This window comes from Pseudoxanthomonas sp., assembly GCF_035999195.1.
GTDB lineage: Bacteria > Pseudomonadota > Gammaproteobacteria > Xanthomonadales > Xanthomonadaceae > Pseudoxanthomonas_A.
The window spans coordinates 783,002-802,601 of sequence record NZ_DASYGY010000009.1 but is presented as its reverse complement, the minus strand read 5'-3'; the positions used below and the strand labels follow the sequence as shown (position 1 = coordinate 802,601).

General features: G+C 66.4%; 19 protein-coding genes and 2 tRNA genes. 20 read left to right on the top strand and 1 reads right to left on the bottom strand.

The annotated features are described in order from the left end of the window. The first annotated feature begins 25 nt into the window (after positions 1-25). The gene (locus tag VGN58_RS10895) at positions 26-964 is read left to right on the top strand and encodes an isopenicillin N synthase family dioxygenase (RefSeq protein ID WP_327483254.1); all 939 of its coding nucleotides are present in this window, start codon (positions 26-28) and stop codon (positions 962-964) included. Between the two features lie 109 nt (positions 965-1,073). Here VGN58_RS10895 and VGN58_RS10890 read toward each other — a convergent pair whose 3' ends face one another. Continuing rightward, the gene (locus tag VGN58_RS10890) at positions 1,074-1,883 is read right to left on the bottom strand and encodes an SDR family oxidoreductase (protein ID WP_327483253.1); all 810 of its coding nucleotides are present in this window, start codon (positions 1,881-1,883) and stop codon (positions 1,074-1,076) included. 115 nt (positions 1,884-1,998) lie between these two features. Here VGN58_RS10890 and tpiA point away from each other — a divergent pair, with 115 nt between their 5' ends. From tpiA to rimP, 19 genes are all read left to right on the top strand, one after another. Beyond that, entirely contained in the window at positions 1,999-2,757 is a 759-nt protein-coding gene (gene tpiA, locus VGN58_RS10885) for a triose-phosphate isomerase (protein ID WP_327483252.1), read from the top strand. Between the two features lie 57 nt (positions 2,758-2,814). Beyond that, positions 2,815-3,267, top strand: coding sequence for a preprotein translocase subunit SecG (gene secG, locus VGN58_RS10880; protein WP_327483251.1), 453 nt, complete (start codon positions 2,815-2,817; stop codon positions 3,265-3,267). A 47-nt stretch (positions 3,268-3,314) separates the two neighbouring features. Further along, a tRNA-Leu gene (locus VGN58_RS10875) sits at positions 3,315-3,399 on the top strand. Between the two features lie 301 nt (positions 3,400-3,700). Continuing rightward, a complete protein-coding gene (locus VGN58_RS10870; protein WP_055943822.1) occupies positions 3,701-4,057 on the top strand; it encodes an NADH-quinone oxidoreductase subunit A in 357 nt (118 codons plus the stop codon). After that, a complete protein-coding gene (locus tag VGN58_RS10865) occupies positions 4,048-4,602 on the top strand; it encodes a NuoB/complex I 20 kDa subunit family protein (RefSeq protein ID WP_162108535.1) in 555 nt (184 codons plus the stop codon). Before VGN58_RS10870 ends, VGN58_RS10865 begins: the two co-directional genes overlap by 10 nt. A 41-nt stretch (positions 4,603-4,643) precedes the next feature. Continuing rightward, positions 4,644-5,369: an NADH-quinone oxidoreductase subunit C gene (locus VGN58_RS10860; protein ID WP_327483250.1), complete on the top strand. Its 726-nt coding sequence runs from the start codon at positions 4,644-4,646 to the stop codon at positions 5,367-5,369. Further along, entirely contained in the window at positions 5,366-6,670 is a 1,305-nt protein-coding gene (locus VGN58_RS10855) for an NADH-quinone oxidoreductase subunit D (protein ID WP_327483249.1), read from the top strand. Before VGN58_RS10860 ends, VGN58_RS10855 begins: the two co-directional genes overlap by 4 nt. Next, on the top strand, positions 6,667-7,194 hold the full coding sequence (gene nuoE / locus VGN58_RS10850) for an NADH-quinone oxidoreductase subunit NuoE (RefSeq protein WP_299343055.1): 528 nt from the start codon (positions 6,667-6,669) through the stop codon (positions 7,192-7,194). Before VGN58_RS10855 ends, nuoE begins: the two co-directional genes overlap by 4 nt. Positions 7,195-7,198: 4 nt before the next feature. Further along, a complete protein-coding gene (gene nuoF / locus VGN58_RS10845) occupies positions 7,199-8,569 on the top strand; it encodes an NADH-quinone oxidoreductase subunit NuoF (protein WP_327483248.1) in 1,371 nt (456 codons plus the stop codon). After that, entirely contained in the window at positions 8,566-10,800 is a 2,235-nt protein-coding gene (nuoG, locus tag VGN58_RS10840) for an NADH-quinone oxidoreductase subunit NuoG (protein ID WP_327483247.1), read from the top strand. The genes nuoF and nuoG overlap by 4 nt, the downstream gene beginning before the upstream one ends. Then, a complete protein-coding gene (nuoH, locus tag VGN58_RS10835) occupies positions 10,797-11,888 on the top strand; it encodes an NADH-quinone oxidoreductase subunit NuoH (protein ID WP_327483246.1) in 1,092 nt (363 codons plus the stop codon). Before nuoG ends, nuoH begins: the two co-directional genes overlap by 4 nt. Positions 11,889-11,891: 3 nt before the next feature. Further along, entirely contained in the window at positions 11,892-12,380 is a 489-nt protein-coding gene (gene nuoI / locus VGN58_RS10830) for an NADH-quinone oxidoreductase subunit NuoI (protein WP_162108528.1), read from the top strand. A gap of 10 nt (positions 12,381-12,390) precedes the next feature. Beyond that, the gene (locus VGN58_RS10825) at positions 12,391-13,044 is read left to right on the top strand and encodes an NADH-quinone oxidoreductase subunit J (protein ID WP_327483245.1); all 654 of its coding nucleotides are present in this window, start codon (positions 12,391-12,393) and stop codon (positions 13,042-13,044) included. Continuing rightward, a complete protein-coding gene (gene nuoK / locus VGN58_RS10820) occupies positions 13,041-13,346 on the top strand; it encodes an NADH-quinone oxidoreductase subunit NuoK (protein ID WP_055943851.1) in 306 nt (101 codons plus the stop codon). The genes VGN58_RS10825 and nuoK overlap by 4 nt, the downstream gene beginning before the upstream one ends. Positions 13,347-13,362: 16 nt before the next feature. Next, on the top strand, positions 13,363-15,573 hold the full coding sequence (gene nuoL / locus VGN58_RS10815; RefSeq protein WP_327483244.1) for an NADH-quinone oxidoreductase subunit L: 2,211 nt from the start codon (positions 13,363-13,365) through the stop codon (positions 15,571-15,573). A 58-nt stretch (positions 15,574-15,631) separates the two neighbouring features. Continuing rightward, positions 15,632-17,143 carry an NADH-quinone oxidoreductase subunit M gene (locus VGN58_RS10810; protein ID WP_327483243.1) on the top strand — a complete coding sequence of 504 codons (1,512 nt, stop codon included), beginning with the start codon at positions 15,632-15,634 and terminating at the stop codon, positions 17,141-17,143. Between the two features lie 9 nt (positions 17,144-17,152). Then, entirely contained in the window at positions 17,153-18,616 is a 1,464-nt protein-coding gene (gene nuoN / locus VGN58_RS10805; RefSeq protein ID WP_327483242.1) for an NADH-quinone oxidoreductase subunit NuoN, read from the top strand. A gap of 125 nt (positions 18,617-18,741) precedes the next feature. Then, positions 18,742-18,818 (top strand) — tRNA-Met (locus tag VGN58_RS10800). A gap of 166 nt (positions 18,819-18,984) precedes the next feature. After that, a complete protein-coding gene (gene rimP, locus VGN58_RS10795) occupies positions 18,985-19,599 on the top strand; it encodes a ribosome maturation factor RimP (protein WP_327483241.1) in 615 nt (204 codons plus the stop codon). Position 19,600 lies beyond the last annotated feature (1 nt).

The window sequence follows — 19,600 nt, the reverse complement described above, 5'->3', positions numbered from 1 at the left end:
TCCTTACCCCGTTGGAGCTGATTGAATGAGTGCCCGTATCCCCACGCTGGACATCACCCGTTTCGATACCGATCGCGAGGCTTTCGTGGCCGAACTGGGCGCGGCGTATCGCGAGTGGGGTTTTGCCGGCATCCGCAACCACGGCATTCCGCAGGCGAAGATCGACGCGGCCTACGACGTGTTCAAGCGCTTCTTCGCGCTGCCGGATGAGGTGAAGAAGCAGTACCACGTGCCCGGCGGCGGCGGTGCCCGCGGCTATACGCCGTTCGGCGTGGAGACCGCCAAGGATTCCAAGCATTTCGACCTGAAGGAGTTCTGGCATATCGGTCGCGAGATCCCCGACGATTCGAAGTACCGCGACGTGATGCCGCCGAACATGTGGCCGGACGAAGTGCCCGGCTTCCGCGAGCATGGCTATGGGCTGTACCAGGCGCTCGACCTGCTGGGTTCGCGCGTGCTGTCGGCGCTTGCACTGCACATCGGTCTGCCGGAGAACTACTTCGCCGACAAGACGGATTCGGGCAACTCGATCCTGCGCCCGATCCACTATCCGCCGATCACCGCCGACGACATTCCGAACGTGCGCGCCGGTGCGCACGAGGACATCAATCTGATCACGCTGCTGGTGGGTGCCAGCGCCGCCGGCCTGGAAGTGCGGTCGAAGCAGGGCGAGTGGGTGCCGTTCACCTCCGACGCCGACACCATCGTGGTCAACATCGGCGACATGCTGCAGCGCCTGACCAACCACGTGTATCCGTCCACCACGCACCGCGTGACCAATCCGCCGGGCGAACAGGCGCGCCAGCCGCGCTACTCGGTGCCGTTCTTCCTGCACCCGAATCCGGATTTCCTGATCGACGTGCTGCCTTCCACGATCACACCGGACAATCCGACGCGTTACCCCGAGCCGATCACGGCACAGGGCTACCTGGAAGAGCGCCTGCGCGAGATCAAGCTGAAGTAGGTGACGAGCGGTGATTGGTGGTTGGTGATTCGTGATTCGTAAACGCGGGGCGACGTCGCGCCTCACCCACGCTCTGGCTTCCACCAATCACCAATCACCAATCACGGCCCTAAAGCGGCCGCACCTTGCGCGAGTTGCGCGCCATCATTCCCAGCGCCAGCCGGTGCGGCAGCAGCTTCACGATGGCGTGCAGCACGCGGTAGCGCCAGCCGGGCACCACCAGCACGTCGCCGCGCTCGTTGCCGTCGATGCCGGTGCGCGCCACGTCGGCCGCCTGCAGCCACATCGTCGACGATACCCGCATGCGGGCACGGGTGCCGGTGACATCGTGGAACTCGGAGTAGGTGAAGCCGGGGCACAGGGCGGTGACATGCACGCCCTTGTCGGCGTTCTCCAGCGCCAGCGCTTCGCTGAACTTCAGCAGGAAGCTCTTGGCCGGCGCATACAGCGTCTGTCCGTCGGCGGCGGGCATCAGTGCGGCGAAGGAGGCGACGTTGAGGATGCGGCCATTGCCCGACGCGCGGATCGACGGTAGCAGCCGCCAGGTGAGGTCGCACACGCCGGTCACCATCACCTGCAGGAAGGCGGCGTGGTCGGCCCAGTCGCTGGCGCGGTAACGCCCCGGCATGCCGTAGCCGGCATTGTTGACCAGGATGCGGATCCTCACGCCGCGCCGTTCGAGTTCCGCCACCAGTGCCTCGGGCGCGGCAGGATCGGCCAGGTCCGCGTCCACGATCTCCACCGGCACCTGTGCCTGCAGTTCCGTCGCCAATGCCTGCAGCCGGTCCACGCGCCGGGCCGTCAATACCAACGGCACGCCGCGCCTGGCGTACTCCCGGGCGATCTGTTCGCCGATGCCGCTGGAGGCGCCCGTGACCAGCGCATGGCCGGCAGGCGGGGCAGGGGAGACATCGGACATGGAGCGCTCCTGGGCGGGAAAGAGGCATGGGGTACGTGCACGATAGCGCGGCGGGTAGGTCGGGCAGGCAACATCGGCTAGACTGCGCGACCCGAACTGGACAGGAATTGGTCTTATGCGTCGCAAGCTCGTGGCGGGCAACTGGAAGCTCCATGGCACCCGCGCGTTCGCGGCGGCGTTGATGGACGAACTGGTCGCGGGTCTGCCGCTGGACGGCGTGGACGTGCTGATCCTGCCGCCGCTGCCCTATCTGGGCGAACTGATCGAGGACTACGGCGACCGGGGGGTCGTCTTCGGCGCGCAGGACGTCAGCAGCAACGAGAAGGGCGCCTTCACGGGAGAGGTCTGCGCCGCGATGCTGGTGGACGTGGGCGCCCGCTACGGCCTGGTCGGGCATTCCGAGCGCCGCCAGTACCACAACGAAAGCAGCGAATTCGTGGCGAAGAAGTTCGTCGCCGCCAAGCACGCCGGCCTGATTCCCGTCCTGTGCGTGGGCGAGACCGAGCAGCAGCGCAAGGACGGGCAGACCGAGTTCCGAATCCAGAAGCAGCTGGACGCCGTGTTCGACCTGGCCGGCCCGCAGGCCTTCGACGGTGCCGTCATCGCCTACGAGCCGGTATGGGCCATCGGCACCGGGCTGACCGCGACGCCGGCGCAGGCCCAGGCGGTCCACGCCTTCATCCGTGGCGAAGTCGCCGCGCGCGATGCTAGAATCGGCGGCTCGCTGCCCCTCCTGTACGGCGGCAGCGTGAAGCCCGACAACGCCGCGGAACTGTTCTCGCAGCCCGATGTCGATGGAGGGCTGGTGGGCGGCGCTTCCCTGGTCGCCCGGGATTTCCTGGCCATCGCGCAGGCGGCGGCCGGTCGGGGGTGACCCCGGCACGACCGGTCCATCGGGGCCGGGCGACTCAACCGGTTGAGACTGATTCCGATGTGGATGTTGATCCTGAATGTGGTGTACGTGCTGGTGGCCATCGCCATCATCGCGCTGGTGCTGATGCAGCGCGGTTCCGGCGCCCAGGCGGGCTCCGGCTTCGGCGGCGGCGCCTCCGGCACGGTGTTCGGCGCGCGCGGCGCGTCCAACTTCCTGTCCAAGAGCACCAAGTGGCTGGCCATCGCGTTCTTCGGCATCAGCCTGTTCATGGCCTGGTACGCGACGCACAGTGCGCGCCCGACCACCGAGCAGAATCTGGGCGTGATGTCGCAGCTGCCCGCGGCGCCGGCCGCGCCGGCGGGCGAACTGCCCAAGCCGTCGACCGTGCCGAGTTCGCCGATCCAGCAGGCGCCCGCGCCGGCGGTCGACAGCGTGCCGGCGGCACCCGCGCCGCAGCAGACGGCACCTGCGGCGGAAACGCCGCCGGCAACACCGCCGCAGGGCGGTTGATCGCGGATACAATGGCGGGGCGCGCGCAGCGTCGCGCAGGTTTCAAAGCCCAGGTGGCGGAATTGGTAGACGCACTACCTTGAGGTGGTAGCGGCGAAAGTCGTAGGGGTTCGAGTCCCCTCTTGGGCACCAATGAGGCGGGTCGGCGGCAACGTCGCTCCCGCAGCGAAAAACCCGCCGGAAGGCGGGTTTTTTCTTTCGCCGACGGCGGCGGTATGCGTCGGTAATCGTTTACTAGCGAGTTCACGAACCGTTACAATCCCGCCGATTCATCGGGCGCCCGGTACGTGTTGCGGAAGGGCTCCCGCGGAAGGTGGGCCCGATGGTCGCATCGGCGGATCGCTCGCGGCGCAGCCGCTCGCGGACGATGCGAGCCCCATTCATGCCGTGCGCGTCCCGCGCGCCGGCGGATAGGACAAGACGAGACAAGCGAGTGCTGGCCAATTACCTGCCCACCCTGTTGTTCCTGATCGTCGCCACCGGCATCGGCATCGCGCTGATGGTCGCCGGTCGCTTCCTCGGTCCGCGTCGTCCCGACGCCCAGAAGCTGTCCCCGTACGAATGCGGCTTCGAGGCCTTCGAGGACGCGCGCATGAAGTTCGACGTGCGCTACTACCTGATCGCCATCCAGTTCATCGTGTTCGATCTGGAAATCATCTTCATCGTTCCGTGGACGCTGGTGTTCCAGGAGCTGGGTCCGCGTGCGCTGGTCACGATGGGCCTGTTCGTGGGCATGCTCTTCCTCGGCTTCATTTACGTTTGGAAGAAGGGAGCGCTCGAATGGGAGTGATCCAGACCGTCGACCGTCTGATGAACAACCCGATCCCGGAAGGGCGGGTGGACGACATCCTGCGCCCCGAGGGCGACAACCCGCTGCTGGAAAAGGGCTACGTGACCACCAGCGTCGACGCGCTGATGAACTGGGCGCGCACCGGCTCCATGTGGCCGATGACGTTCGGCCTGGCCTGCTGCGCCGTCGAGATGATGCACGCCGGCACCTCGCGCCTGGACCTGGACCGCTACGGCGTGGTGTTCCGTCCGTCGCCGCGCCAGTCCGACGTGATGATCGTGGCGGGCACGCTGGTCAACAAGATGGCGCCTGCGCTGCGCAAGGTCTACGACCAGATGCCGGACCCGAAGTGGGTGATCTCGATGGGCAGCTGCGCCAACGGCGGCGGCTACTACCACTACTCCTACTCGGTCGTGCGCGGTTGCGACCGCGTGGTGCCGGTCGACGTGTACGTGCCGGGTTGCCCGCCCACCGCCGAGGCGCTGGTGTACGGCATCCTGCAGTTGCAGAAGAAGATCTGGCGCACGCAGACCATCGCGCGCTGATCCTCCTTTCCCCCGATCCTTTCTAGAGCACGCCACGCCCCATGGCTGAGCAAGCTGCAAACTTCACCGACCAGGTGCGCACCCGCTTCGCGGACGCCACGGTCAGCGTGGCCGAGCCGCGCGGCGAAATCACCCTGGAAGTGCCCCCCGCGTCCTGGCACGCGGTGGCCCTGGCGCTGCGCGACGAGTTCGGTTTCGAACAGGCCGTCGACCTCAGCGGCGTGGACTACCTGGGCTACGGCAGCACCGAGTGGGACACCGCCGACGTGTCGTCCGAGGGCTTCAGCCGCGGCGTCGAAGGCTTCGGTCCGGGCCGTTTCGACTGGGATCAGCGCCCGCGCGACGCCGCCCGCCCGAACCGCTTCGCCGTGGTCCTGCACCTGCTGTCGTACCAGCACAACCGCCGCGTGCGCGTGCGCTGCTTCGCGCCGGACGACGGCCTGCCCGTGGTCGCCTCGCTGTGCGACGTGTGGCCGGGCCTGAACTGGTTCGAGCGCGAGGCGTTCGACCTGTACGGCATCATCTTCGAGGGCCATCCGGACCTGCGCCGCATCCTGACCGACTACGGGTTCGTCGGCCATCCGTTCCGCAAGGACTTCCCGCTGATCGGCAACGTCGAAGTCCGCTACGACGAAGAGAAGAAGCGCGTGGTGTACGAGCCGGTCACCTCGGTCGAGCCGCGCGTCGGCGTGCCGCGCGTGATCCGCGACGACGCGCGCTACCAGACCGCCGCCGGCGAAGCGGCCGCGCGCGAGGGCAAGGCATGAGCAATCCGCAATCCGGCGCCGCGTTCGCCAGCAACCCTGCCGAGAGCAAGCAGGAGATCCGTAACTACACGCTCAACTTCGGTCCCCAGCACCCGGCCGCGCACGGCGTGCTGCGCCTGATCCTGGAGATGGACGGCGAGACCATCGTCCGCGCCGATCCCCACGTCGGCCTGCTGCATCGGGGCACCGAGAAACTGGCGGAATCGAAGCCGTTCAACCAGTCGATCGGCTACATGGACCGCCTCGACTACGTGTCGATGATGTGCAACGAGCACGCCTACGTGCGGGCCATCGAGACCCTGATGGGCATCGAGGCGCCGGAGCGCGCGCAGTACATCCGCACGATGTACGACGAGATCACCCGCATCCTGAACCACCTGATGTGGGTCGGCTCCAACGCGCTCGACCTCGGCGCCATGGCGGTCATGCTGTACGCCTTCCGCGAGCGCGAAGAACTGATGGACTGCTACGAGGCCGTCAGTGGCGCGCGCATGCATGCGGCGTACTACCGTCCGGGCGGCGTCTACCGCGACCTGCCGGACCACATGCCGAAGTACAAGGAATCGCCCTGGCGCAAGGGCAAGGCGCTCAAGCAGTTCAACCAGGCGCGCGAAGGCTCGCTGCTCGACTTCCTGGAAGACTTCACCAACGAATTCCCCAAGCGCGTCGACGAGTACGAGACGCTGCTGACCGACAACCGCATCTGGAAGCAGCGCACCGTCGGCATCGGCGTGGTCGCGCCGGAGCAGGCGCGTGCGTGGGGCATGACCGGCGCCATGCTGCGTGGCTCGGGCATCGCCTGGGACCTGCGCAAGAAACAGCCGTACGCGAAGTACGATGCGGTCGACTTCGACATCCCGGTCGGCGTCAACGGCGACTGCTACGACCGCTACCTGGTCCGTGTGGCCGAGATGCGCCAGTCCAACCGCATCATCAAGCAGTGCGTGCAGTGGCTGAAGGCCAACCCCGGCCCGGTCATGGTGCAGAACTTCAAGGTCGCGCCGCCCTCCCGCGAGGAGATGAAGGACGACATGGAAGCGCTGATCCACCACTTCAAGCTCTTCAGCGAAGGCTACTGCGTGCCTGCCGGCGAGACCTACGCCGCGGTCGAAGCGCCGAAGGGCGAGTTCGGCTGCTACCTGGTGTCCGACGGCGCCAACAAGCCGTTCCGCGTGAAGTTGCGCGCGCCGGGCTTCGCGCACCTGTCCTCGATGGACGAGATCGTGCGCGGCCACATGCTTCCCGACGTCGTCGCGATGATCGGTACCTATGATCTTGTCTTTGGTGAGGTGGACCGATGAGGGCCACGGGTAATTTCGAAGCGGCGCAGAACGTCGATCCGCTGGTGGCGTTGAGCGACAAGACGCGCGCGCACATCGATCACTGGCTGACCAAGTTCCCGCCGGACCGCAAGCGCTCGGCGGTGCTGCAGGGCCTGCATGCCGCGCAGGAGCAGAACGAGGGCTGGCTGACCGACGAGCTGATCGCCGCCGTCGCCAAGTACCTCGACCTGCCGCCGGTGTGGGCTTACGAGGTGGCCAGCTTCTACTCGATGTTCGAGACCGAGAAGGTCGGCCGCAACAACGTGGCCTTCTGCACCAACATCAGTTGCTGGCTCAACGGCGCCGAGGATCTGGTCGCGCACGCGGAGAAGAAGCTCGGCTGCCGGCTGGGCGAGTCCACCGCCGACGGCCGCGTCTACCTGAAGCGCGAGGAAGAGTGCGTGGCCGCGTGCTGCGGCGCGCCGGTCGTGGTCATCAACGGCCACTACCACGAGAAGCTGACGCCGGCGAAGGTCGACGAACTGCTGGACGGGCTGGAGTAAGCGCATGGCAGGCCATTCACACTACTCAGAGGGCTACGGCCCGGTCGGCCCCGCTCCGAAGGAGCACCAGGCCGTCTACACCACGCTGCATTTCGATAAGCCGTGGTCGTACGAGAACTACCTGAAGACCGGCGGCTACGCCGCGCTGCGCAAGATCATCGAAGAGAAGATCCCGCCGGCCGAGGTCGTGGAGATGGTCAAGCAGTCCGGCCTGCGCGGCCGTGGCGGCGCAGGCTTCCCGACCGGCCTGAAGTGGAGCTTCATGCCCAAGGGCGACATGCAGAAGTACATCCTCTGCAATTCGGACGAATCCGAGCCGGGCACCGCCAAGGATCGCGACATCCTGCGCTACAACCCGCACGCGGTGATCGAGGGTATGGCGATCGCCTGCTACGCCACCGGTTCGACCGTGGGCTACAACTACCTGCGCGGCGAGTTCCACCACGAGCCGTTCGAGCACCTGGAAGAAGCCACCGCCGAGGCCTACAAGCACGGCTGGCTGGGCAAGAACATCCTCGGCTCGGGCGTGGACATTGACCTGTACAACGCGCTGGGCGCGGGCGCCTACATCTGCGGCGAAGAAACCGCGCTGATGGAGTCGCTGGAAGGCAAGAAGGGCCAGCCGCGCTTCAAGCCGCCGTTCCCGGCCAATTTCGGCCTGTACGGCAAGCCCACCACGATCAACAACACCGAGACCTACGCGTCGGTGCCGGCGATCGTGCGCAACGGCGCCGAGTGGTTCATGAACCTGGGCAAGCCCAACAATGGCGGCTGCAAGATCTTCTCGGTCTCCGGCCATGTGGCGAAGCCCGGCAACCACGAGATCCGCCTGGGCACGCCGTTCGCCGAGCTGCTCGAGCTGTGCGGCGGTATGCGCGAAGGCCGCAAGCTCAAGGCCGTCATTCCCGGCGGATCTTCGATGCCGGTGCTGCCGGGCGAGGTGATGATGGGGCTGACGATGGACTACGACAGCATCCAGAAGGCCGGTTCGGGCCTCGGATCGGGCGCGGTCATCGTGATGGACGACACCACCTGCATGGTGCGTGCGTGCCAGCGCATCGCGCGCTTCTATTTCAAGGAAAGCTGCGGCCAGTGCACGCCCTGCCGCGAAGGCACCGGCTGGATGTACCGCATGCTGACCCGTGTCGCCGAGCACAAGGCCACCATCGAGGACCTGCAGACGCTGCGCGCGGCCGCCGGCCAGATCGAAGGCCACACCATCTGCGCGTTCGGCGAAGCCGCCGCGTGGCCGGTGCAGGGCATGCTGCGCCACTTCTGGCACGAATTCGAATACGCGATCGTCAACAAGCGGTTCCTCGTCGACGACGAGCGCAACGGCACCGTGGTCCGTTCCAACCTGGAGGTGGCCGCGTGAGTGCGCAGCCCGTCAATCCCAACCTGCCGCCGGACCACGTCACCGTCTTCATCGACGGGCAGGAACTGGCCGCGCCCAAGGGTTCGATGATCATCCAGGCCGCCGACAAGGCCGGCATCCCGATCCCGCGCTTCTGTTACCACGAGAAGCTGCCGATCGCGGCCAACTGCCGGATGTGCCTGGTGGAAGTCGAGAAGATGCCGAAGCCGGCGCCGGCCTGCGCCACGCCGGTGATGGACGGCATGAAGATCGCCACGCGCAGCGACAAGGCCCTGAAGTCGCAGCGCAACGTGATGGAATTCCTGCTGATCAACCATCCGCTGGACTGCCCGATCTGCGACCAGGGCGGCGAATGCGAGCTGCAGGACCTGTCGCTGGGCTACGGCCGTTCGGTCAGCCGTTTCCAGGAGCGCAAGCGCGTGGTGCCGGACGAGGACATCGGTCCGCTGGTCGCCACCGAGATGACCCGCTGCATCCAGTGCACGCGCTGCGTGCGCTTCACCGCGGACGTCGCCGGCACCTACGAGCTGGGCGGCATGTACCGCGGCGAGAACCTGCAGATCGGCACCTACGACGGCAAGCCGCTGACCACCGAGATCTCCGGCAACGTCATCGACGTCTGCCCGGTGGGCGCGCTGACCAACAAGGTGTTCCAGTTCCGCGCCCGTCCGTGGGAACTGATCGCGCGCGAATCCGTCGGCTTCCACGACGCGATGGGCTCCAATGTGTTCTATCACTCGCGCCGCGGCCAGGTGCTGCGCACCGTGCCGCGCGAGAACGAGTCGGTCAACGAATGCTGGCTGTCGGATCGCGACCGCTATTCGCACCAGGGCCTGTACGCCGACGACCGCGCGGTGAAGCCGCTGCGGAAGGTCGATGGCGAGTGGCGCGAAGTGTCGTGGGCGGAAGGCCTGACGGCCGCCGCCGAAATCCTGCGCGCGAACCGCGGCGACAGCCTCGGCGTGCTGGTGCATCCGGCGGTGTCGAACGAGGAGGGCGGCCTGCTGGCGAAGCTGGCCGACGGCCTCGGTACCGGCAACCTCGACCATCGCATCAATACCCGCGACTTCTCCGACGGCGCCGTCGCCGAGCCGTTCGCGCTGCCGCTGGCGGAGATCGAACAGGCCGATGTGATCGTGCTGTTCGGCACCAACATTCGCCACGAGCTGCCGCTGCTGCACCAGCGCATCCGCAAGGCCGTCCGCAAGGGCGCCAGGGTGCACGTGGTCAACCCGGTCGACTTCGACTTCGCGTTCGGCATCGCCGGCAAGCACATCGTTGCGCCGTCGAAACTGGGCCAAGCGCTGAACGATGCCGCGCTGCGCGACATCGCCAAGGCCGCCAACCGCGCTGTCGTGATCGTCGGCGGCATCGTCGAGAACCATCCGCAGGCCGCCGTGCTGCGCGCCGCTGCCGCCGATTTCGCCGGCGCGACCGATGCCTCGCTGTGCCGCATTCCGCAAGGCGCGAACGCGGTCGGGCTGGCCCGCCGTGGCGTGCTGCCGAGCGGTCGCGACGTGGCCGGCATGTTCGCCGAGCCGCGCAGCGCCTACGTGATCTACGGCATCGAGCCGGGCCTGGACTTCGCCGACACGCCGGCCGCTTCGCGCGCGCTGGGCTCGGCCAAGGTGGTGGCGTTCAGCCACTTCGCCTGCAAGTCGACGCGCGACGTGGCCGACGTGATCCTGCCGATCGGGCTGTTGCCCGAAATCGAGGCGACGCTGACCAATCTGGACGGCAGGGACCAGCGCACGCAGGCCGCCGGCAAGCTGCCGGGCGAGGCGCGCGAGGGGTGGAAGGTGCTGCGCGCCCTGGGGGGCGAGCTGCAGCTGGCCGGGTTCGAGTTCACCGACATCGCCGGTGCGCGCGAGGCCATCGCCGACGACAGGACGGTCACGGTGGCCAAGTCCGCCGCACCGACCATCGACGGACAGGGCCTGGAACTGGCCGTCACCGCGGCGATCTACCGCACCGACGGTACCGTCCGCCGCGCTGAAGCACTGCAGGCGCACCCGCTGAACGTGGGTGACCGCATCGTGCTGAATCCCGCCGATGCGCAGGCAGCCGGTGTCGCCGAAGGCGGCATGGCGAAGGTCGGCAACGGCGTCGGCACGGCCGCACTGCCGGTGGTGGCGGATGCCCGCGTCGCCGCAGGCGTCGCCTGGATCGAGAGCGGCTACGGTGCGACGGCGCCGCTGGGCGCCGGACGCGTCACGGTGGTGAGCGCATGAACGAGATGTTGATCAACGCGGTCGGCCCGCTGCGCGAGTGGTTCTTCGGGCTGGGCGACATCGGCATGGTGCTGTGGATCGTGCTGAAGATCCTGGCGATCGCCATGCCGGTGATCATCTCGGTCGCGTTCTACGTGGTGTGGGAGCGCAAGCTGATCGGCTGGATGCACGTGCGCCACGGGCCGATGTACGTGGGCATGGGCATCTTCCAGGCCTTCGCGGACGTCTTCAAGCTGCTGTTCAAGGAGATCATCCAGCCCAGCAGCGCGCAGAAGACCATGTACGTGCTGGCGCCGCTGATCACGCTGGCGCCGGCGTTCGCGGCGTGGGCGGTGGTGCCGTTCGACTACCAGCTGGTGCTGTCGAACGCCAACGCCGGCCTGCTCTACCTGCTGGCGATGACCTCGCTGGGCGTGTACGGCATCATCATCGCCGGCTGGGCGTCCAACTCGAAGTACGCCTTCCTGGGCGCCATGCGCTCGGCAGCGCAGGTGGTCAGCTACGAAATCGCGATGGGCTTCGCCCTGGTCGGCGTGCTGATCGCCGCCGGCAGCCTCAACCTGACCGACATCGTGATGGCGCAGGCGGGCGACTCGGGCTTCCTCGAGTGGTTCTGGCTGCCGCTGTTCCCGCTGTTCATCGTGTACTGGGTGTCCGGCGTGGCCGAAACCAACCGTTCGCCGTTCGACGTGGTGGAAGGCGAGTCGGAGATCGTCGCCGGCCACATGGTCGAGTATTCGGGTGCGGCGTTCGCGCTGTTCTTCCTGGCCGAATACGCCAACATGATCCTGGTCAGCTTCCTGGTGTCGCTGTTCTTCCTGGGCGGCTGGCTGAGCCCGCTGCAGGGCTGGATCACCGCCGACGTGTCGCCGTGGATCGACTGGATCTGGACCGGCGGCTGGCCGTGGCTGCTGCTGAAGGTCCTGTTCTTCGCCAGCGCGTACATCTGGTTCCGCGCCAGCTTCCCGCGCTACCGCTACGACCAGATCATGCGCCTGGGCTGGAAGGTGTTCATTCCGCTGACCATCGCGTGGATCGCGGTGACGGCGTTGCTGGTGTTCTTCGGCGTGTTCGAGAAGGGTGTGTAAGACATGAGCAAGGTTGTGCACTACTTCAAGAGCCTGATGCTGCTGGAACTGCTGCAGGGCCTGTGGCTGACGCTGAAGTACACCTTCAAGCCGAAGTACACGCTGATGTACCCGATGGAGAAGTTCCCGCAGTCGCCGCGCTTCCGCGGCCTGCACGCGCTGCGCCGGTATCCGAACGGCGAGGAGCGCTGCATCGCCTGCAAGCTGTGCGAGGCGGTCTGCCCGGCGCTGGCGATCACCATCGACTCGGCCCCGCGCGAGGACGGTACCCGCCGCACCACGCGCTACGACATCGACCTGTTCAAGTGCATCTACTGCGGTTTCTGCGAAGAGAGCTGCCCGGTGGACTCGATCGTGGAAACGCACGTGCTGGAGTACCACTTCGACAAGCGCGGGCAGAACATCGTCACCAAGCCGCAGCTGCTGGCGATCGGCGACCGGCTGGAAGCCGAGATCGCCGAGCGCCGCGCCGCCGACGCCGCTTTCCGCTGAGGTCAGAAGAATGGATTGGGTCCTGATCAGTTTCTACGCCTTCGCCACCGTCGCGGTCGTCGCCGCCGGCGCGGTGATCAGCGTGCGCAACCCGGTGCATGCCGTGCTGTGCCTCATCCTGACGTTCTTCTCGGTGGCCTGCATCTGGCTGCTGGTGGGCGCGGAGTTCCTGGGCGTGGCCCTGATCCTCGTCTACGTGGGCGCGGTGATGGTGCTGTTCCTGTTCGTGGTGATGATGCTGGACATCGACGTCGCCGCCCTGCGCGAGGGCTGGGTGAAGTTCCTGCCCGTCGGCCTGCTGGTGGCGGTGGTCATGCTGGCGCAGATGCTGGTGCTGATCGGCATCAAGGCGAAGATGGCGGTGCCGTTCGCTGACAACGCCGCTTCCGCCGCCGCCGACGTGTCCAACACGGCCTGGCTGGCGCGCACCCTGTTCACCGAATTCCTGCTGCCGTTCGAGTTCGCCGCCGTCATCCTCACCGTGGCCGTGGTGGCCGCCGTGATGCTGACGCTGCGCAAGCGCACCGGCATCAAGACGCAGGACCCGGGCGAGCAGTCGAGGGTCAATGCGCGCGACCGCCTACGCATGGTGTCGATGCCGGCCGAGAAGCCGGTGCGCGAAACGCCGGCCAGTGCGCCGGTGGACGGGGAGGGCAAGGCATGATTTCCGTAGGCCACCTGCTGGCGCTGGGCGCCGTGCTGTTCTGCATCAGCCTGGCGGGCATCTTCCTCAACCGGAAGAACGTCATCGTGCTGCTGATGTCGATCGAACTGATGCTGCTCTCGGTGAACATCAACTTCGTCGCGTTCTCGCGCGAACTCGGCGACCCGGCCGGCCAGATCTTCGTCTTCTTCATCCTGACCGTGGCCGCCGCCGAGGCCGCCATCGGCCTGGCGATCCTGGTCACCCTGTTCCGCACCCGGCGCACGATCAACGTGGCCGAAGTCGACACGCTCAAAGGCTGATGCACCGATGACCGGTATGGAAGTCCTCCTCTCCAAGAACGTGCTGCTGGCCATCGTGCTGGCGCCGCTGCTGGGCAGCATCATCGCCGGGCTGTTCGGGCGCATCGTCGGCCGTGCCGGCGCCCACACCGCGACCATCCTGGGCGTGGCGGTCAGCTGCGCGCTGTCGTGCTGGGTGCTGTACCAGCTGGTGGCGCTGGGCGCGTCGCCGTTCAACGAGAACCTGTACACCTTCTTCGAGGTGGGCAACATCAGCGGCCACGTCGGTTTCATGATCGACAAGCTGACCGCGATGATGATGGTGGTGGTGACCTTCGTGTCGCTGCTGGTGCACCTGTACACCATCGGCTACATGCACGAGGATCCGGGCTACCAGCGCTTCTTCAGCTACATCTCGCTGTTCACCTTCAGCATGCTGATGCTGGTGATGAGCAACAACTTCCTGCAGCTGTTCTTCGGCTGGGAAGCGGTGGGCCTGGTGTCGTACCTGCTGATCGGTTTCTGGTTCAAGCGCCCGACCGCGATCTTCGCCAACATGAAGGCGTTCCTGGTCAACCGCGTGGGCGACTTCGGCTTCCTGCTCGGTATCGGCTGCGTGCTGCTGATGTTCGGCACGCTGGACTACGCCACCGTGTTCGCCAATGCCACGCTGCTCGTCGGCAAGGCGATCCCGGTCTGGTCGGGCGCGGTCACCCTGTTCGGCAGCACCTTCCAGGTGTTCGACGAGCCGGTGATCTGGTCGATGGCCACGCTGACCTGCATCTGCCTGTTCATCGGTGCCATGGGCAAGTCGGCGCAGGTGCCGCTGCACGTGTGGCTGCCGGACTCGATGGAAGGTCCCACGCCGATCTCGGCCCTGATCCACGCCGCCACGATGGTGACCGCGGGCATCTTCATGGTGGCGCGCATGTCGCCGCTGTTCGAGCTGTCGCAGACGGCCCTAGATTTCGTGCTGTTCATCGGTGCGACCACCGCGCTGTTCACCGGCCTGATCGGCATCGTGCAGAACGACATCAAGCGCGTGGTCGCGTACTCCACGCTGTCGCAGCTGGGCTACATGACGGTGGCGCTGGGCGTGTCGGCGTACTCGGCGGCCGTGTTCCACCTGATGACGCACGCCTTCTTCAAGGCGCTGCTGTTCCTGGCGGCCGGCTCGGTGATCATCGGCATGCACCACGAGCAGGACATGCGGAAGATGGGTGGCCTGCGCAAGTACATGCCCATCACCTGGATCACCAGCCTGATCGGCACGCTGGCGCTGGTCGGCACGCCGGGTTTCTCCGGCTTCTTCTCGAAGGACACGATCATCGAGGCCGCGGAGCATCACCTTCACACTGCGCATGAAGTGGGTAGCAGGATCGATCAACTCGGTGTCATGGCCGGCCAGGGGTATCAAGGGCCGAGCGAATGGATCGCCACCTACGGGTACTGGGCAGTGCTGCTGGGCGTGTTCGTCACGAGCTTCTACAGTTTCCGTTTGCTGTACCTGACATTCCACGGCAAGGAGCGTTTCCGCGACGCTCATGATGACCATGGTCACGCGCACGATGCCGATCATTCGCATGACGAGCATGCGCATCACGGCCCGCATGAACCACATGAGTCGCCGTGGGTAGTGACGCTGCCGCTGATCCTGTTGGCGATTCCGTCGATTTTCATCGGCTGGTTCACCATCGGTCCGATGCTGTTCGGCACCGACTGGTCGGGGCATCACAAGGTCACGCCGTTCTTCCAAGGCGCCATCGATTTCCTTCTGCTTGATCCGAGCAAGCCTGTTTCGGATCGCGATACGGTCGGGGCTCTGGGCCTGGATTTCCACGGCCCGTGGGCGTTCGTCAAACATGGCGTCATGGCGTGGCCGTTCGGCTTGGCGTTTGCCGGGTTTGCACTGGCAACCGTGCTCTACCTCATCTTCCCTGGTGTGCCCGGCAAGATCCGCCAGAGCCCGGTGGGCGCCTTCCTGACCAACATCCTGGACAAGAAGTACTGGGCCGACCACCTGTGGATCAACGGTTTTGCCGGTGGCGGCGTGAAGCTGGGCAAGGTGTCGCGCGCGATCGACAGCCATGTGATCGACGGTGCCGCGGTGAACGGCACGGCGAAGCTGGTCGACCTGGGTGCGCAGTTACTGCGCAAGACCCAGTCCGGCTACCTGTACCACTACGCGTTCGCGATGATCGTCGGCCTGATCCTGCTGCTGGGCGTCGTCATCAGGTTTTGGCAGTAACGACCCGGCGCCGCCCCGTGCGGAGCGTCCTGGCGAAGAACTCAACGGATAACACAACGTGTCGAACTGGCCCCTGCTTAGTGTTCTGATCTGGCTGCCCATCCTGGGTGGCGCGCTGGTGCTCGCCGTGGGCAATGCCCGCGCAAGCGCCGCCCGCTGGCTGGGCCTGGCGGTCGCGGTGCTGACCTTCGTCTTCAGCATCGGCCTGCTGACGGGCTTCGACTATGCGAATCCGGGCCTGCAGTTCGTCGAGAGCCGTGCCTGGATCCCGACCTTCGACATCCACTACAACCTGGGTGCCGACGGCATCGCGGTGGCGCTGCTGCTGCTCAACACGCTGATCACCGTGCTGACCCTGGCTGGCGCCTGGGGATCGGTGAACAAGCGCGTGGCCCAGTACGTGGCCGCGTTCCTGATCCTGGAAGGCCTGACCAACGGCATCTTCGCTGCCAGCGACGCGGTGCTGTTCTACGTGTTCTTCGAGGCGATGCTGATCCCGATGTTCCTGATCATCGGTGTCTGGGGCGGCCCGCGCCGCATCTACGCGTCGTTGAAGTTCTTCCTGTACACGTTCCTCGGTTCGGTACTGATGCTGGTCGGCCTGGTGTACCTGTACATCAAGGGCGGCAGCTTCCAGCTGGCCGACCTGTACGCGATGCCGCTCAACGCGAAGGAACAGATGTGGCTGTTCTTCGCGTTCCTGATCGCGTTCGCGGTCAAGATCCCGATGTTCCCGGTGTATACCTGGCTGCCTGACGCGCACGTCGAGGCGCCGACCGCCGGTTCGGTGATCCTGGCGGCCATCGCGCTGAAGATCGGCGGCTACGGCCTGCTGCGCTTCAGCCTGCCGATCGTGCCGGACGCCGGCCACGAATGGGCGCTGTTCGTCATCGTGCTGTCGCTCATTGCGGTGGTGTACGTCGGCCTGGTGGCGCTGGTGCAGGACGACATGAAGAAGCTGATCGCCTATTCGTCGGTCTCGCACATGGGCTTCGTCACCCTCGGCATCTTCATCGCCTTCAGCCTGGTGCGCGATGCCGGCAACCTGGACGGCGCGCGCCTGGGACTGCAGGGCGCGATGGTGCAGATGATCAGCCACGGCTTCATTTCCGGCGCCATGTTCACCTGCGTCGGCGTTCTGTACGACCGCATGCACACCCGCATGATCAAGGACTACGGCGGCGTCATCAACACGATGCCGTGGTTCGGCGCGTTCTTCATCCTGTTCGGCATGGCCAACTCCGGCCTGCCGGGCACCAGCGGCTTCGTCGGCGAGTTCATGGTCATCCTGGCCGCGTTCCAGCTGCATCCGCTGATGGCGTTCTTCGCCGCCACCACGCTGGTGATCGGTGCGGCCTACACCCTGTGGCTGGTCAAGCGCGTGATCCTCGGCGACGTGGCCAATGCGCACGTGGCCGAGTTGAAGGACGTATCCCTGCGCGAGGCGGTGGTGCTTGGCGGGTTCGCCGTCTGCGTGCTGGCGCTGGGCGTGTATCCCAAGCCGCTGACCGACCTGATGGAGCCGTCGATCGCGCAACTGGCGATGCAGCTCGCCAACAGCAAGCTGTAAGGAAGAACCATGACGACGCCGATGCCCATCTCCGCCGCCGACCTGCAGCCGCTGCTGCCCGAACTGACCCTGATCGGCGGTGCGTTCGCGCTGCTGATGCTGGATCTGTTCCTCGACCACTCGCGCCGCTTCATCACCCATGCCCTGGCCCTGATCGTCATGGCGGCCGTGGTGTGGATGCTGGCGACGGGCGTGGGCGGACAGGGCAGCGTGTTCAGCGGCATGTTCGTGCGCGACACGCTGGCCGATGTCAGCAAGGTCGTGATCGTCGCGGTCAGCGCGCTGTCGCTGGTCTACGGCTGGCCTTACCTGCGCGAGCGCAACCTGTATCCGGGCGAAGCGCCGGTGCTGGTGATGTTCGCCACCGCCGGCATGATGATGATGGTGTCGGCCGGCAGCCTGGTGATGGTCTATCTGGGCCTGGAACTGCTGGCGCTGTGCTCGTATGCGCTGGTCGCGCTGAACCGCGACGACGGCCTGGCGACGGAAGGCGCGATGAAGTACATCGTGCTGGGCTCGCTGGCCTCGGGCCTGCTGCTCTATGGCATGTCGCTGGTGTACGGCGCGACCGGTTCGCTGCATCTGCCGGCGATCTTCGATGCGGCCGGCGCGGCGCTGGGTGGCAGCAGCGATGCGCGCATGCTGCTGCTGACCGGCGTGGTCTTCATGGTGGCGGGCGTGGCCTTCAAGCTCGGCGCGGCGCCGTTCCACATGTGGCTGCCCGATGTCTACCAGGGCGCACCGACACCGGTGACGCTGTTCATCAGCGCAGCGCCCAAGCTGGCCGCGTTCGGCATGGCGTTCCGCCTGCTGCAGGATGGCCTGGGCCCGGCGGCGGCGCAGTGGCAGTGGCTGCTGGCCGGCCTGGCGGCGGCGTCGCTGGTGATCGGCAACGTCATCGCCATCGCGCAGACCAATCTCAAGCGCATGCTGGCGTATTCCACCGTGTCGCATGTCGGCTTCCTGCTGGTGGGCTTCGCCGGCGGCGGCGAAGTCGGATATTCGGCGGCGCTGTTCTACGCGATCAGCTACGCCCTCATGTCGGCGGCGGCGTTCGGCGCGATCATCGTGCTGTCGCGGCAGGGGTTCGAGGCGGATCGGATCGACGACTTCAAGGGCCTGAACGCGCGCAACCCGTGGCAGGCCGGCCTGGTGCTGTGCGTGATGGCCTCGCTGGCCGGCGTGCCGCCGTTCCTCGGCTTCTGGGCCAAGCTGGTGGTGCTGGGGGCGGCCGTCAACGGCGGGTTCCTGTGGCTGGCCGTCGTCGGCGTGCTGTGCGCGGTGATCGGCGCCTTCTATTACCTGCGCGTGATCAAGGTGATGTACTTCGACGAGCCGGTGGGCGGGGTTCCGCCCCCGCGCGCCGATCGCGTGGTGCCGATGGTGTTCGGCGTGAATGCGCTGGCCCTGCTGGCGCTGGGTATCGCCTGGAACCCGATCATGGCGTGGTGCAAGCTGGCCTTCGCCGGCTGAGCTGCGGGACGGTAGTTTTTCGTCGGCCGATGGCGGCCGGCGACGCGCGATGAACGCGATGTTTCAGGTCGGTGCATCACAAGGCTTGCAATGCACCGGCGTATTCATCATAATTTCGCTTCTGCTGCGGGGTGGAGCAGTCTGGCAGCTCGTCGGGCTCATAACCCGAAGGTCGCAGGTTCAAATCCTGCCCCCGCTACCATGTTTATCCGAAGCCGCCTGGTACAGGCGGCGGACGAAAAGCCTGGGCACGCAACGACGCATGTTCCCGTCGTTGCACCGACATCCAGCGTATCGGACAAGGGGCCCATCGGGCCCCTTGTCTGTTTCAGCGACATGCAGAACCACGAACCATCGGCAGCGAACCCGTGAGCGACAAGGCCAACGACATCGCCAACTTGCTGGCTCCCACCGTCCAGGCACTGGGCGTGGAGCTGCTGGGCATCGAATACCTGCCGGCACCCGGTGGCGCCACCGTGCGCCTGTACATCGATGTGCAGGAAGCCGAGCGTGCCACGCGCCACGTCAACATCGAGGACTGCGAGGCGGTGAGCCGCGAGGTCTCGGCGCAGCTCGACGTCGAGGACCCGATCTCCGGCAACTACACGCTGGAAGTCTCCTCGCCGGGCGTGGACCGTCCGCTGTTCCAGCTGGCGCATTTCGCGCGCTTCGTCGGCGAGTCGGCGAAGGTCGTGCTGAAGCTGCCGCAGGAGCGTCGTCGCCGCCTGCAGGGCACGATCAGCCGCATCGAGGGCGACAGTATCGTGTTCACCGTCGACGGCGCCGAGATGACGGTGGCGTTCGACAATATCGACAAGGCGCGGCTGGTCCCCGACTGGGCCGCGCTGGGCCTGGCACCCGAAAAACCCGGCGGCGGCCGCAAGGCCGGTGCCAAGAAGGCGGGCGACGCCAAGCGTGCGCCGGCCAAACAAGCCAAGAAAAAACCCAACCAACCGGCGGCCCGCAAGCCGCGCGCGGAGTGAT